The organism is Sphingomonas sp. 67-41, from assembly GCF_001899725.1.
GTDB lineage: Bacteria > Pseudomonadota > Alphaproteobacteria > Sphingomonadales > Sphingomonadaceae > Sphingomonas > Sphingomonas leidyi.
Map to the genome: position 1 here is coordinate 40,638 of NZ_MKWJ01000004.1, position 14,388 is coordinate 55,025.

The 14,388-nt window shown below is 68.3% G+C and carries 8 protein-coding genes; 1 reads left to right on the top strand and 7 read right to left on the bottom strand.

Translation table 11 applies throughout. The features are described from left to right. Window positions 1-157 precede the first annotated feature (157 nt). From BGP17_RS02065 to BGP17_RS02095, 7 genes are all read right to left on the bottom strand, one after another. Entirely contained in the window at window positions 158-1,039 is an 882-nt protein-coding gene (locus BGP17_RS02065) for an IclR family transcriptional regulator (RefSeq protein ID WP_167299258.1), read from the bottom strand. Window positions 1,040-1,113: 74 nt separating this feature from the next. Further along, window positions 1,114-2,796, bottom strand: a complete 1,683-nt coding sequence (nagE, locus tag BGP17_RS02070; protein WP_286710838.1) for an N-acetylglucosamine-specific PTS transporter subunit IIBC — start codon at window positions 2,794-2,796, stop codon at window positions 1,114-1,116. Further along, window positions 2,793-5,261, bottom strand: coding sequence for a phosphoenolpyruvate--protein phosphotransferase (gene ptsP / locus BGP17_RS02075; RefSeq protein WP_286710839.1), 2,469 nt, complete (start codon window positions 5,259-5,261; stop codon window positions 2,793-2,795). The genes nagE and ptsP overlap by 4 nt, the downstream gene beginning before the upstream one ends. Continuing rightward, window positions 5,261-8,173 (bottom strand): beta-galactosidase GalA, encoded by a 2,913-nt coding sequence (galA, locus tag BGP17_RS02080; RefSeq protein ID WP_286710840.1) that lies wholly within the window; start codon window positions 8,171-8,173, stop codon window positions 5,261-5,263. The genes ptsP and galA overlap by 1 nt, the downstream gene beginning before the upstream one ends. After that, window positions 8,170-9,306 (bottom strand): N-acetylglucosamine-6-phosphate deacetylase, encoded by a 1,137-nt coding sequence (nagA, locus tag BGP17_RS02085; protein ID WP_286710841.1) that lies wholly within the window; start codon window positions 9,304-9,306, stop codon window positions 8,170-8,172. The genes galA and nagA overlap by 4 nt, the downstream gene beginning before the upstream one ends. Continuing rightward, window positions 9,303-10,277: an SIS domain-containing protein gene (locus BGP17_RS02090; RefSeq protein WP_286710842.1), complete on the bottom strand. Its 975-nt coding sequence runs from the start codon at window positions 10,275-10,277 to the stop codon at window positions 9,303-9,305. The genes nagA and BGP17_RS02090 overlap by 4 nt, the downstream gene beginning before the upstream one ends. A 66-nt stretch (window positions 10,278-10,343) precedes the next feature. Then, window positions 10,344-11,150 (bottom strand): GntR family transcriptional regulator, encoded by an 807-nt coding sequence (locus BGP17_RS02095; protein WP_167299253.1) that lies wholly within the window; start codon window positions 11,148-11,150, stop codon window positions 10,344-10,346. Between the two features lie 403 nt (window positions 11,151-11,553). Between BGP17_RS02095 and BGP17_RS02100 the strand changes: the two genes are divergently transcribed. Further along, complete coding sequence (locus BGP17_RS02100; RefSeq protein WP_286710843.1) at window positions 11,554-14,295, top strand: TonB-dependent receptor; 2,742 nt, start codon at window positions 11,554-11,556, stop codon at window positions 14,293-14,295. Window positions 14,296-14,388: the final 93 nt, after the last annotated feature.

Consider the following 14,388-nt stretch of genomic DNA (forward strand, 5'->3'; position numbering starts at 1 on the left):
GCGGGTGCTGCTCGATATGGGTATTCCGTGTTCGCGCAGCTGCTCGGGGGCATGCCGGCGAGGACGCGCGCGCCCGCAGCGCGTGGCGATGTTCGAGCCACGCGCGGGAACGGAATCCGGAAATGCCCGGCGATGCGCGGCCTCGCGCCGCGCCGGCCTAGCTGGCCTTGCGGGTCCTGCGCGGGCGCTTTGGTTCGGGTACGGAAAGGCTCGGTACCACGGGCGCCTCCTGCCGGTCGTACCAGCCCAGGACAGTCGATATGTCGAGCGCGGTGGCCTTCAGGAGCGCCAGCGTCTCCTCGATCGACAGATGCGGGGCATCGTCGATCGCCGCCAGGAACGGAATGGTGAGCGCCGCGACCACCTGGCCGCTGAACCCGAAGATCGGGCAGGAAAGGTCGGAGACGGCGGCCAGCCGCGAGCTGGCGATGGATTCATGTCCCTGCGCGCGCACGGCGGCCAGCCGCTTGGCGAGCTTGCGCGACGGCGCTTCGCCAAGCACGTCCGGCCAGCTCGCCTCGTCCATGAACGCCAGCAGCACATGGCCCGAACAGCTGGTCTCCAGCGCGATATCGGTGCCGAGGCGAACCGCGAATCCGGTCGGCCCCGGGCTTTCCTGGCGTGCGACGATCAATCCGCGGCCGCCATTGACGACCACGAGATGGCAGGACTGCATCGTTGCCGCGGCAAGCGCGCGCATCCGGGATGCGGCCACATAAGTGAGCTCCTGCGCGGGCGTGGCGCGGTGCGCCAGCTCGAGCAGCTTGTAGGTGACGCGATATCGATCGCTCGCGGCCTCCTTGTGCAGCCATCCCCGGCGGTCCAGGGCGACGACCACGCGGAACAGCTCGCTCACCGAACGGCCCAGCCGCTGGGATATCTCGGTGATGGTCAGCCCGAACGGCTCGTCGCCGAGCAGCTCGATCACGTCGATGCCCTTCTCCAGCGCAGGCGCGCTATAGTTGGGCGTGGCGGCCTCTCCGTCCGACTTGGTCCTCTTGGCGACGGGCTTGATCTGCGATGCGGGCTTCGGCGGCATCGGCCTAGGCTAGCGCAGCGCGGACGGCTTGTCATGTCCCGCGCAAGGGAGATTCTCCCATGGGGGTGCCTTCGTCACGCCGGGTCGACGACGAGAAGATGGAAGGTCCTTGCCGCGGGCATGATCACGGCGCGTGCGTTGGCGGCCAGCGCATCTCGATCGACGATCCCGGGATCCTGCACGACGACGCGAATCCGACCGGGCCGACGCGATGCATCGACCAGATTGGCCGCGCCTCCCAAGGCCGCGGCGATGGCGGCGGGAAGCGGAATCCCTGCCTCCGCGCCTGGCTGGAGAGGTGCTGCCGGCGCCGGACGCCCGACGAGATCGCGCATCTCCATCGCCAGCGTGTCTGCGATCCCGCCCACCACGACCTGGAGATTGTTGTCCGCCAGCTTCAGGATCCCGCGCGCCCCGAGCGCGCGCAAGCCCGGCTCGTCCAGCGCCGCCATATCCTCGACACGCAGGCGCAAGCGCGTGGTGCAGGCGTCGATGGTGCGCAGGTTGCCGGCGCCTCCCAGCGCGGCGACGATCGCGCCGGCCCTGTCGCCTGCCGGCGCCGCCATCGGTGCGGCCCCTTCCTCGGCAGGCTCCCGGCCTGGCGTCTTCAGGTCGAATTTCAGGATCGCCCAGCGGAAGAGCCCATAATAGATCGCCGCATAGGCCAGGCCCACGGGAAGGAGGAGCAGCGGATGGGTGGCGCGGCCATAGTTCAGCACATAGTCGAACAGGCCCGCGGAAAACCCATAGCCCAGCTTCACGCCGAGCAGGTGCATCACGACATGGGCGAGACCAGTGAGCACCGCGTGCACCACGTAGAGCGCCGGTGCCAGGAACATGAAGCTGAACTCGATCGGCTCGGTCACCCCGGTGAGGAACGAGGTGAGGGCAAGGCTGAGCAGCATCCCGCCGACGGCCTTGCGCCGTCCCGGCGCGGCGGTGTGGTACATGGCCAGGCAGGCGGCGGGCAGGCCGAACATCATGACCGGAAAGAAGCCGCTCATGAAGGCGCCGGCGCTGGGGTCGCCTGCGAAGAACCGCGTCAGGTCACCGGTCTTCCCGGCATATTCGCCGACGACGAAATAGGCGATGTTGTTGAGAATATGATGCAGGCCGGTGACGATCAGCAGCCTGTTGAGCACGCCGAAGGCAAACAGGCCCCAGCCGCCCGCGGCGACCACGCCGCGGCTCAGCCCGTCAATCCCTCCGCTGATCCAGTCATAGGCCGGGCCGAGCAGCGCCCCGATCGCCAGGCCGGCGACGCCGGCGACGATCGGCACCAGGCGCCGGCCGCCGAAGAATGCGAGATAGTCGGGCAGTCTGGTGGTCGAGAAGCGATTGTAGCAAGCGCCGCCGACCAGCCCGGCGATGATGCCGACCGGAACCTGCAGCTTGTCGATCGTCGCGGCCTTCCAGGCAGCGGAGAGCGCGGCGGCGATCGCCTCGTCGGTGCCGGGCGGGATCGTTGCCGGCGGTACCGCAAGGAACACTTTGGCGGCATTGCCGATCACCAGATAGCAGACCACGCCCGCCATGGCTGCCGCACCATTGCCGTCGCGCGCAAAGCCCGTCGCGACCCCGACGGCGAAGAGCAGGCCGATATGCGCGAAGATGGCATCGCCCGCCGCACTCATGAAGGGGAGGTCGAGCAGGTCGGCCTGGCCGAGCCGGAGCAGGAGCCCGGCGATCGGCAGCACTGCGATCGGCAGCATGAGCGCGCGGCCGAGCGGCTGGAGAAGGGTGAGGGGGGACTTCATGCGGAAAGCTCCTCGGCGAACCGACGCGTCAGCGCCCGGACTTCGGCTGCGGATGCGCAGGCCAGCGCCTGCCGGGCATGGCTGGCGGCCGCCGTGACGGTAAGGGTGGTGACCAGCGCCTTGGTGAGCGCCACCTGTGCCGGGGGGACGGAGAGTGTGCGCACCCCCAATCCGATCAGGATGGGCGCCGCCATTGGATCGGCGGCGAGCCCGCCGCACACGCTGACCGGTGTCGAACCGGCGCGGGTGCACGTTTCCGCGATCAGGCGCAGAACCCCGGGATGAAGGCCATCAAGCATTGCGGCGACCGCGGCATTGCCGCGATCCGCGGCCAGCGCATATTGGGTGAGGTCGTTGCTGCCGATCGACAGGAAATCCGCCTCGGCGGCGATGAGATCCGCGCCGATCGCGGCGGCGGGCGTCTCGACCATCGCGCCCAGGGCCACCGCCGTGTCGCCGCGCAACCGATCGAGCACCGCGCGCACCGCGGCCATCTCATGGGCGCTGGCAACCATCGGGACCATGATGCGCAAGGGCCCCGGAACCGGCAGGCCGAGAATGGCCGACAATTGGGCTTCCAGGATCTCGGGGCGAGACAGCGCGACACGGATTCCGCGAAGCCCCAGCGCCGGATTCTCCTCGGCCGGAAGGCTGAGATAGGGGGCGGGCTTGTCGCCGCCCACATCCAGGAGCCGCACCGTGATCGGCCGTTCCGGCAGCGCCTCGAAAATGGCGCGGTATGTCGCGCGCTGTTCGCCGATATCGGGGGCAGCTGCCCGCCCGAGGAACAGAAACTCGGTTCGCAGCAGCCCGCAGCCGTCGGCGCCGGCCGCCATCGCTGCCTGCGCATCGGCGACGGAGCCGCAATTCGCCTGCACCGAAACCGATATGCCGTCGGCAGTATGCACCGCCGCGGCGCCGATCGTCCGCGCGCGGGCTTCTACGGCGGCGCGGCGGGCCCTGGCGGCCGCCAATCCTTCGCGTGCGTGCGCATCCGGGTCGACACGCACGAAGCCCGAATCGCAATCGATCAGCAGGCTGGCGCCTTCGGCCACGGCTTCGAGCGGCGTGCCGAGCGCAACGATCATCGGCAGGCCGATACCGGCCGCGAGAATGGCGACGTGCGCGGTGGGGCCGCCCCGGGCAAGCGCGATGCCGGCTATCCGATCGGTGTCGAGTGCCGCGAACTGCGATGGCAGCAGATCGTCGGCAAGCAGGATCGCGCCTTCCGGCGGCGTGATCATGTTCGCCCTGGTCCCGAGTATCGCATGGGCGATCCGCTCGCCGACATCGACGAGATCGGCGCCTCGTTCCGCGATGCGGGCGTCGCCCGAAGCACGCAGGATGCCGGCCTGGGCTTCCGCTGCGGACAGGATCGCGAATGCCGCGCTTTCGCCCGAGTCGATCCGCGCCAATGCCGCATCGATGAGGCTGGGGTCCTCCAGGATCGCCCGATGTGCGGTGAATACGTCCGCCGCCTGCCCTTCGCCCTGGGACTCCGCCTCGAGCTCGGCCCATACCATGCCGATCCCCTGCACGAGGTTGCTCCGCTCGGTCATGACGCCCGCGCCCAGGCGGGTTGGGGCGGGTCGATTGGTGCGCAGCCAGCAGGCGGGGCCGATCGCCAGGCCCGGTGCCGCGCCGACGCCGCCGATAGCGCCTTCGGGCACGATGCTCCGCGATGGCGCGACAGTGGCCGCGGGGACGTCGGTATCGTGTTGCAGCACCGCCAGAGCGCGGGTGATCGCCTCGCCGGCATCTGCGCCGTGCGCCACGATGGTTACCGGGGCGCCATGTCGCAGGCCCAGCCCGAGCATCGCGATCGAACTCGCGGCGGAAGCCCGCTGGTCGCCGCTCTCCAGGAAGACTTCCGCCCGCAATTCGCGAAGCGCAGTGGCGATCCGCGCGGCGGGACGGGCGTGCAGGCCGTGCGCGAGCGCGACGACGGCTTCGTGACGTCTCGCTTCGCCGGCTGCCGCCTGTGGGCGGGCGATGCCGTTGGCCGCCGCGCGCGCGCCGATCCGGAGCACCGTTTCGCCGACCGCCACCATGCCGCCGGTATGCCGCGCCAGGATATCGACGCCCGGGCCGGTCACGATGATCGGCGTGGCGGCGGCGCTCGCCCGCAGAGCCAGCTGATCGAGATCGAAGCGGACCAGCGGATCGCCGGCGGCAACCCTGGCGCCGGGCGATACCAGGGCTTCGAACCCCCGGCCCGCCATGCCGACGCTGTCGATCCCGATGTGCATCAGCAGTTCCACGCCTTCGGCAAGGGCGAGCGTCACGGCATGGCGGGCGGCATGAACGGACGAGATCGTCCCGGCGCAAGGGGCGTGCAGCATGTCGCCGATCGGCTCGATCGCCAGCCCATCCCCGACCATGCCCTGCGCGAACACCGGATCCGGGATCTTCTCCAGCGGGATCACCCACCCGGCGAGCGGTGCGCCGAGCTCGACTTCGATCATCATCGTTTCCCCTTGTCCTCGGTGATGGTCACGGCGCCCGCCAGCCCGGTGGTCTGGCCGGGCGCGAACTGGACCAGCAGCACCACCGTCCGCGGTCCCTCTCCCGGGTGCCAGGGCATGGCGAGGGGGCCCGGCGCCTGTTCGTGTTTCTCCGCGGCAAGAGCGCCATCCATCCAGACCTCCGCGCGGCCGACGATGGCGGCGAACCGAAGCGCGCCACCCGCGCGGCGAACGGCGCGGCGCGGAGTGACGGTCGCGCGATAGGCGCGCCAGCCCGCCTTCGCTTCGGGTGCGAAACTATCGCCCGGCGTGACGAAGGCCCATGCATTATTGTCTCCGTCGCGTGGTGCAAGCGAGGGATCGGGGCGCTCGGACAGTGCCGGCGATCGCCGCCAGGCCGCGATGGCCTGGAACTGCTCCTTCGCCGCGACTTGCGCGCGGGGCGCGCGTGGCACCTTCTCCACGATCGCCCCTGCCGGCCGAAGCGATGCCGCCTCCGCGCGCACCGACAGGGGGCCCGCGCCGGCATCCGCCCGCACGATGACCTGCGCGAGCCCATGGAAGAGCGATCGGGAAGGTGCCTTCTCGGAGGCATGGCTGTTGGGGTCGCCATTGCCGACGCCGATGATCGTGCCGCCGTGCACGGTGAAGTGGGCGAGGCAATCCGCATCGGGGACGTGCCGGCCGAGCCGGTCGACCGCATCGACGGTGAACGGCTGGACGTCCTCGCCGTCCGCCGCCATCTTCCGGCGCGCCGGCGTCAGCCTGAGCGCAACGGGCTTTCCCACGGTCTCGTGCACCGCGCGGGCGACTTCGCGGCCGGCGCGATGGGCGATCGCCTCGATCCGCCCGGGCGCATAGGGCAATGTCCATTCGTTGCCGTTGATGCGATCGACGCGCGCCTCGCCGATCGTCCGGCCATTCAGGCGCAGCGTCACGCTGTCCGCATTGCTCGTGACCAGCAGCTTCATGGGCTGGCCTTCCCGGCCGGGCCAGGTCCAATGGGGCGCGATCGCCACGACGGGGACATCGTCGCGCCATTGGGCACGGCGGATGTCATGCGCGGTCTTGGGAAAGCCGCACAGATCGAGGATGCCGAAGAAGCTCGACGTGGTCGGCCAGGCGAAGGGCGTCGGTTCGCCATGATAGTCGAAGCCGGTCCACACAAAGCCGCCGGCGACGAAGGGGCGGCCGGCGATCTCGGCCCAGCTTCGGCGATGGGTCGCGCCCCAGTCGGCGGCTTCGGTGTCGAGCGAGGACAGGACATGGGCCGCCGGATCGCTGGCAAAGGCGCCGCGCGTCATCATCGCGCTGGTATCCTCGGAACTGAGGATCGGCTTGCCCGGGTTCAACCGATGATAGCGGTCATAGTCGTTCGGATAATAGTTGAACCCCATGACGTCGACGACCTGCGACACATTCTCGGGATCGTAGAAGGCGCCGTTCATGGCGGCGGTGGTCGGGCGATCGGGATCGAGGCGCCGAACGGCCGCGACCATCCGGCGGACCATTTCCACGCCGGCATGGGTGCCCTGCATCGGCTCCTCGTTGAATACCGACCAGAGCATCACGCTGGGGTGATTGCGGTCGCGCCGGACCATCCATTCGAGCTGGGCGAGATAGTCGGGCGCGGGATTGAATCTCCGGTTCTCCGCCATCACCAGGAAGCCCATCCGGTCGGCGAGATCGAGCAACTCGGCGGCGCAGGCGTTGTGCGAGCACCGGATGGCGTTGCAGCCCATGTCCTTCAGCCGCGCCAGGCGCCAGGCGAGCAGGGCGTCGGGCACGGCCACGCCGACACCGGCATGATCCTGGTGGAGGCAGACGCCCTTCAACTTGATGCGCCGGCCGTTGAGCGACACGCCCAGATCGGGATCGAAATCGATCGTGCGAAAGCCGATGGCGAGATAGCGCTCATCGGCGGGAGACCCGGCCCGGATGACGCGAACCACGAGCCTATGGAGCGCCGGACGTTCCAGCGACCAGAGGCGCGGTTGTTTGGCGGCGAGCGTCAGATTCGCCTCGCCGCGCCCGAGCGCAGCCACGCGGGCCGCGATGCGGGTGCGCGCGGTCTCCTGGCCTTCCGGGTCCAGCAACACCGCTTCGATCGCGACATCGGCCTCTTCCGCCGCTACGCTTTCGAGCGTTACCGATACGGGCAATTGCCATTGGCCGTCCTTGCCGCGCACCGGGCGCGCATGGATGCCGTCCGTGGCGATCGATACCGCCGGGCGCCGGGCCAGCCAGACATGCCGATAGATGCCGGCGCCTTCGTACCACCAGCCTTCCATCACGGTGGCGTCGACCCGCACGGCGATGACGTTCAGGGCATCGCCGAACCGGGCGAAGGGCGTGATGTCGACATGGATGCCGGTATAGCCGGACCAGCTATGGGCGACGACATTGCCGTTGACCCAGATGGTGGCATTGGTGGCGATCGCGCCGAACTGCACTTCCAGCCGCCTGCCGCGATCCGCCTCGTCGAGCCGGAATGTCCGCCGGTACCAGCCGATACCGCGCTTGCGATAGCCCTGGCTGACATTGGCGGTCTCGACGACGGGCTGAAAGGACGCCCAGTCGTGCGGCAGCCCGACCTGCTGCCAGTCGCTGTCGTCGAAATCGAGCGCCGCCGCGCCCGGCGCGGTGCCGGCCTTCACGCTCAGATAGGTGTCGTTGTGCGTCACCGGGGCGGCCGCCGGCACTTCGCCTTCGTGGAAGCGCCAGCCGAGATCGAAGCAGGTCCGCGAGGGATCGGTCTCCGGCAAGGGCGGGGGCAGCAAGTCGCTCGGCGGCGGCATGGGCGGCCCGAAGCCGGCATGCGCGGCGCGCGGCATTGCCGCCGCCGGTGCGCCGGCCAGGATCGTCGCGATCCCGGCCGAGCCGCCGAGGAGGGCGCGCCGCGTGCAGTTCATGCGGCGCGCCTTCCGTCGATCCAGGTTCCGCAAGGCTTGAAGTCGCGGTCCAGCTGCACCCAGTCCGCGCGGAAGCCCGGTGCCAGGGTCCCCCGCTCGCGATCGAGGCCCAGAAAGGCCGCCGGATTGGTCGATGCCAGCGCCGAGGCGGTTTCGCCGTTCAAGCCAAGCATTCCCACGCTGTTCGCGACGGCGCTCGCCATGTCGAGATCGGCGCCGGCAAGCGTGCCGTCGTCGTAGAGGGCCTTGCCATCGGCGACGCGGATCTGCCTTCCCTGCAGGACGAAATCCTTCTCGATCGCGCCGACGGAAGGCATGGCGTCGGTGACGAGCATCATCCGCTCGGGTCCCCGCGCGCGGATCGCGATGCGCAGCATGGCGGGGGACACGTGCACGCCGTCGACGATCAGTCCGCACCAGGGCCGGGGATCGTCGAGCGCCGCGCCGGCAATTCCGGGCTCGCGATGATGCAGCGGCGGCATGGCATTGAACAGGTGGGTGACTCCCGTCACGCCCGCCCCGAATGCGGCACGCGCTTCCGCATAGCCCAGATCGGTATGGCCGGCGCTCACCCTGACTCCGGCGGCGACGAGCGCCGCGATCGCGCCGGCATCCGCGCATTCGGGCGCGAGCGTCACCATGACCACGCCGCGATGCGGCCTGGTGAGAAGCGCCACCATTTCCGCATCGAGCCGACGGAAATGCGCGGCATCATGGATGCCCTTGCGCCGGGGGGAAAGGCACGGCCCTTCGATATGGATGCCGACGACGCCGGCTATGCCCGCGGCGATCGCCGCATCGCTCGCCGCAAGGGCCTGCGCAATGCGATCGGGGCGATCGCTGATCAGCGTGGGCAGGAAGGCCGTGGTTCCGAAGGCGGCATGGGCTGCGGCGATCCTGGCGATGCCGTCGACGCTGGGATCGTCGTTGAACAGCGTTCCGCCGCCGCCATTGACCTGGGTGTCGACAAAGCCCGGCATCAGCCATCCGCCGTCGAGGTCGATGGTGCCGCCGGCCGTTCCCCGCAAGGGGGAGAGCGCTGCGACGCGCCCATCCGCCACATGGATTTCCGCGCCCTGCCAGATCAGCCCGTCGACGACCACATTGCCATTGCCGAAGCGATAGAGGCTCATTGGGTCCGGGTGACCTTGGCGAGATAGGGCGGCTGGTCGGGATCGAGCCCGCGCGCGCGGGACAGCCGCTCGACAAGGCCATAGAAGCTGGCGAGCTGGAGGATCGGCTCGAGCGCCGGATGCATCGCTTCGGCGGGGAGCGGCGAAGTCCCTCCGGCGCGCGCCGTCAGCACGAACGCGCCGCGCGCCCGGAATTCCTCCGCCATCGCGGCGACGCCATCGCCCGCGATGTCGGAGGTCGCGAACGCCAGGATCGGAAAGCCGGGACCGACGATGGTCATCGGTCCGTGGCGGACCTCCGCGGAACTGAACGCCTCCGCCTGGATCGCGCAGGTCTCCTTGAACTTGAGCGCGGCTTCCTGCGCGACCGCGAAGCCATAGCCGCGTCCGAGGACGAACATCTGCCGTGCGGCGGAAAGCGAGGCGACGCCGGCGCTCCAGTCCAGCGCCACCGCGCGGGACAATGCTGCGGGAAGCGCCTCCACCCCGGCGGCGAAATCCGCATCGCCCGACCAGGCCGCCACCAATGCCGCCATGGCCACCATGGCGGCGATGCACGACTTGGTCGCGGCGACGGAGCGCTCGGGGCCCGCCCATAGCGGCAGCAGCGTGTCGGCGCACCGGGCAAGCGGGGATTCCGCATCATTGACCATGGCGACGACAGGGATGCCGGCATCCCGCCAGGCATCCACCGTTGCGAGCAGATCGGGGCTGCGGCCGGACTGCGAAATGGCGAGGCACAAGGCGTCGTCCGTCGCCACCCGCGCCGCGAATACCGAGGCCACCGAAGGGGCCAGGGAAGCGACCGGCACGCCGATCATGGTCTCGATCAGATACTTCCCATAGGTCGCCGCGTGATCCGAGGATCCCCGCGCGCAGGTTCCGACGAGATGGAGCGGCCGGTTGCGCAACCGTGCTCCCAATGCGCCGAACGCCTCGCGATTTTCCGCGAGCTGTCGCGCGACGGTCATCGGAATTTCCTGAGTTTCCTGCCACATGAGGCTGGGCGCCGTCGAAATGCTGGTGGTCGTCACTGATTAGAGATCCGTGAGTTCGGCGACGAAATCATACGTATCGCCGCGATAATAGGATTGCGTGTATTCGACGGGCCGGCCGTCGCGCAGGAAGCCGCACCGCTCGATCAACAGCCCGGGCGTGCCGGCTTCGACACGGAGCAGGCGCGCCTGGGAACCGGTGAACGGCACCGCGCGCAGCCGCTGCAGCGCCCGTACGGGGCGATGGCCGGTAAGGGCGAGGGCCGCATAGAGCGATTCCGAGACGTCATCGATCCCGCCCAGGCAATAGCTGGGGACGGTGGAGAACTCGACCGCCATCGGCGCGTCGTCGGCGATCCGGACGCGGTGGAACCGCATCACCGGTGCGCCTGGCGACAGGTTGAGCTGCATCGCCTCCACCGGGGTAACCGCTCCCGCGGCCCGGAGAATCCAGGCACTGCTCGGCAGCTGGCCGCGCGCCGTCATCTCCTCGGAAAAGGAACTGATCCGGGAGAAGTTCTGCTCGATGCGGCGGGTTACCGTGGTGCCCGCACCTTGCTTGCGCGTGAGCAATCCGTCTTCCGCCAGTTCGGCAATGGCCTTGCGGATGGTGATGCGCGACACGCCATATTCGGCCGCGAGATCGCGTTCGGGCGGGAGGGCGGCACCCGCTTCCAGCCGCCCCTCCGTGATGGCCCGGCGCAGCAGGTGCGCGAACTGCGCGTAGAGCGGCTTGCGGTCGCGCGGCAGGAGCTCGCCCAGTCGCGCGTTGCCATCCAGCTGGGCCAGGGATGCCGGCGCGGGCGCGGCGTGCACTCCGGAGCCCTGGAGGGCGATGCCGGCGGTCATGCCCGGAACCCGCCCGTCCGGCGTTCGCACATCCTGGGCGGGCGGTTCGACAAGAGACCAATCGCGCGCCCCGCGCGCGCTCGGCGGATGCGCTGCGATCGTGCGATCGGGAACTGCGCAGACATGCCCGTGTCGTTCATTTTTCCTCTCATCCGGCTCGAATCGCCCGGCGCAACATCAGGGGAAACCGGGCAAATGTCATGCTTCATTTTCATACACAAAACAAATTTCCAGAAATCCGTTGCGTGATTGGTTCGTTCGTGGTTACACACTGGTCCCAAGGCGTCCCGGTGTTGGATTCGGCAGAATCGACCAGGAGAGGCGTCAGAGAGACGTTCTGTATCCGCAGGGAATCTGGGCTGGCGCTGCCAGTCCTGCGATGCAAGCGAGGGGGGTTATATCAATGAATCTACGCCTGAAATTCCTGATCGGCACGGCGCTGACCTGTGCCGCGATGCCTGCCTGTGCGCAGGATGCCGTGCCGTCGCAGCGTGAAGACGGTTCGAACGGCGAGATCGTCGTCAATGGCATCCGCAAGAGTCTTCAGGACGCGATCGAGACCAAGCGGCGCGCCGATTCCATCGTCGACGTGATCAGCGCCGAGGATGTCGGCAAGCTCGCCGACAGCAACGTCGCCGAATCCCTTGCCCGCCTGCCCGGCGTGACCGTCGACCACCAGTTCGGCGAGGGCGAGCAGCTGTCGATCGCGGGCGTGGAGCCGGCGCTCAACCGCTTGACCATCGACGGCCATTCCGTCGCCTCCGCCGATTGGGGCGGCAACCCCTCCGATCGCTCCAGCCGCTCGTTCAACTATTCGCTGCTCTCGCCCACCATCATCAGCCAGGCGGTGGTCTACAAGACCCCCGAGGCGCGGCTTCAGGAGGGCGCGATCGGCGCCAGCGTGGACATCGTCACGCGCAAGCCGCTGGACCTCGATCCGAACACCGTCGCGGTGACGGGCGGCGGCGAGTATAACAGCCGGGCGAAGCGCGGCAGCTTCCGCGGCTCGGCGCTGTACAGCTGGCACAATGCCGACAACACGATCGGTTTCCTGGGCGCGGTCAATTACGACAAGGAGCAGCTCAGCCGGGCTGGTTCCGCAGTCTATTGGTATCGTACCGGTGATGCCCTTCTCGAACGCTATGCGCGCGACGGCTCGGGCAACATCATCTATGGCACGGACGGTCGCGTCCCCGGCGGTCCGACGCTGAACGGCCAGTTGCCGAACGCGGCGATGATCGCCGAGTTCAGCAAGGCGCGGGTGGCGTCGTTCCTCGCCCGCGAATTCTTCCGGCAGGAGCGCGAGCGCATCGGCTTCTCCGGCGCGCTCCAGGTCCGCCCGGCCGACAATCTGACGCTCACCGCGACCGGCCTCGTCATTCGCGGCAATTACGACAATCTGTCGAACTCCGAATATACCTATGGCTATGAAGGGTCGCTCCTGCAGAGCGCGACCTATGCGAACGGGATGGTGACCTCGGCGACTTTCGCCGGCATCACCGGCAATGGTGCCACCGGCCAGCTCGACACCAATTTCCGCCGGACCCGCGTCAAGAACGACTCGATCGCGCTGATGTTCGACTGGAAGCCGGGCGCGTGGGAGATTTCGGGCAATTTCGGCGCGACCCGCGCGTCGGGCGGCAAGGATCCCGAATATCTGCTCGACTTCCGCACGAAACAGGGTTTCACGTCCGGCACCAACGGCAAGAATACCTATGTCAACTGGCAGTTCCCGGCGAGCGACGCGTCGCGCTGGCTGAGCAATTTCACGGCGCTCGGCGGCGAGAACCAGAGCGAGCCCGCGGTGCTCGCGGCCAATGGCGGCCGCCCGTTCTTCGGCCGGCAGATCGGCGGCATCACCTTTGCCGAGAAGACGCGTGACGCGGAGATCTTCGGCCAGGCGGATATTGCGCGCAATGTCAGCCTGGGGCCGATCAACCGCATCCTGTTCGGTGCCCGCTACGTCAGCCACACCAACAGCAGCACCACCCTTGGCGGCGCCGCGTTCACGAACCAGAACTTCACGCTCGCCGATCTGAACCCCTATGTCCTCGATGCCGACCTGTACAACGGCCTGGGCGTGAGCGGGAACGGCACGCCCTATGCCACGCTCGACAGCGACGCGATCCGGCGGACGCTGGAGAAATACGGCACGATCAACGTGAATCGCGGCCTCGCCAAGGACCGGTATTTCCGGGTCAAGGAGAATATCCTCTCCGGCTATGTGCAGGCGAATTTCGAAGCGGGCCGCTTCCGGGGCAATATCGGCGGCCGCTACGTCTTCACGCGCGACCGCTCGCAATTCTACGTCCAGAGCGGCGGCGTCTTCGCGCCGACCACCGTCACTACCGACGACAACCGCTTCCTGCCGGCGGCCAACCTGATCTTCCAGGCGGGCGAGAACGTCATGCTCCGCGGATCGGCCGCCAAGGTGATCGCGCGCCCGCGCTATTCGGACCTTGCCGGCTCGCTCTCGCTCGACGACACCACGCGCAGCGGCAGCGGCGGCAATCCGGGCCTGAAGCCCTATGCGGCGACCAATTTCGGCCTCTCGGCGGAATGGTATTTCGCGCGGGCGAGCTATATCTCCGCCGAGATCTTCTATCGCGACGTCTCGAACTATATCGGCAACGAGACGCAGGACGGCGTCCAGATGACGAACACCGTCACCGGCCGGACGCTGACCTATTCGATCTCGCGCCCGGTCAACGGCGGCAAGGCGAAGGTCACCGGCTTCTCGCTGACGGCCAATGCCAATCTGTTCTGGGGCTTCGGCATCCAGTCGAACTATACCTTCACCGATGCGGATACGGGCCTGCCGACCGGCCTTCCGTTCCTCTCGCGCGATGTCTTCACGATCGTGCCCTATTTCGAGAAGGGGCCATTCCAGGCCCGTGTCAGCTACAATCGGCGTTCGAAATATTTCTATCGCTTCGGCCGGCAGCAGTCGCAGGACTATACGGACGGCTATCGCCAGCTCGATGCGTCGGTCTCGGTCAACCTGACGGACAAGCTGCAGGTCAGCGCTTCGGCATCCAACCTGCTCGACGAAACCTATTATCAGTACAGTTCGGATCCGAAGTTCCCGACTGCGGTGTACAAGAATGGCCGCGTATATTCGCTGAGTGCGTCGCTGCGCATGTAGGCACGTTCCGGGCGCGGCGGCAGCGTTGCCGCGCCCCGTTACCTGGGTGTTCCCTGATGCCGGTGTCTCTCCAAGTCTGGCATTCAAACCTCG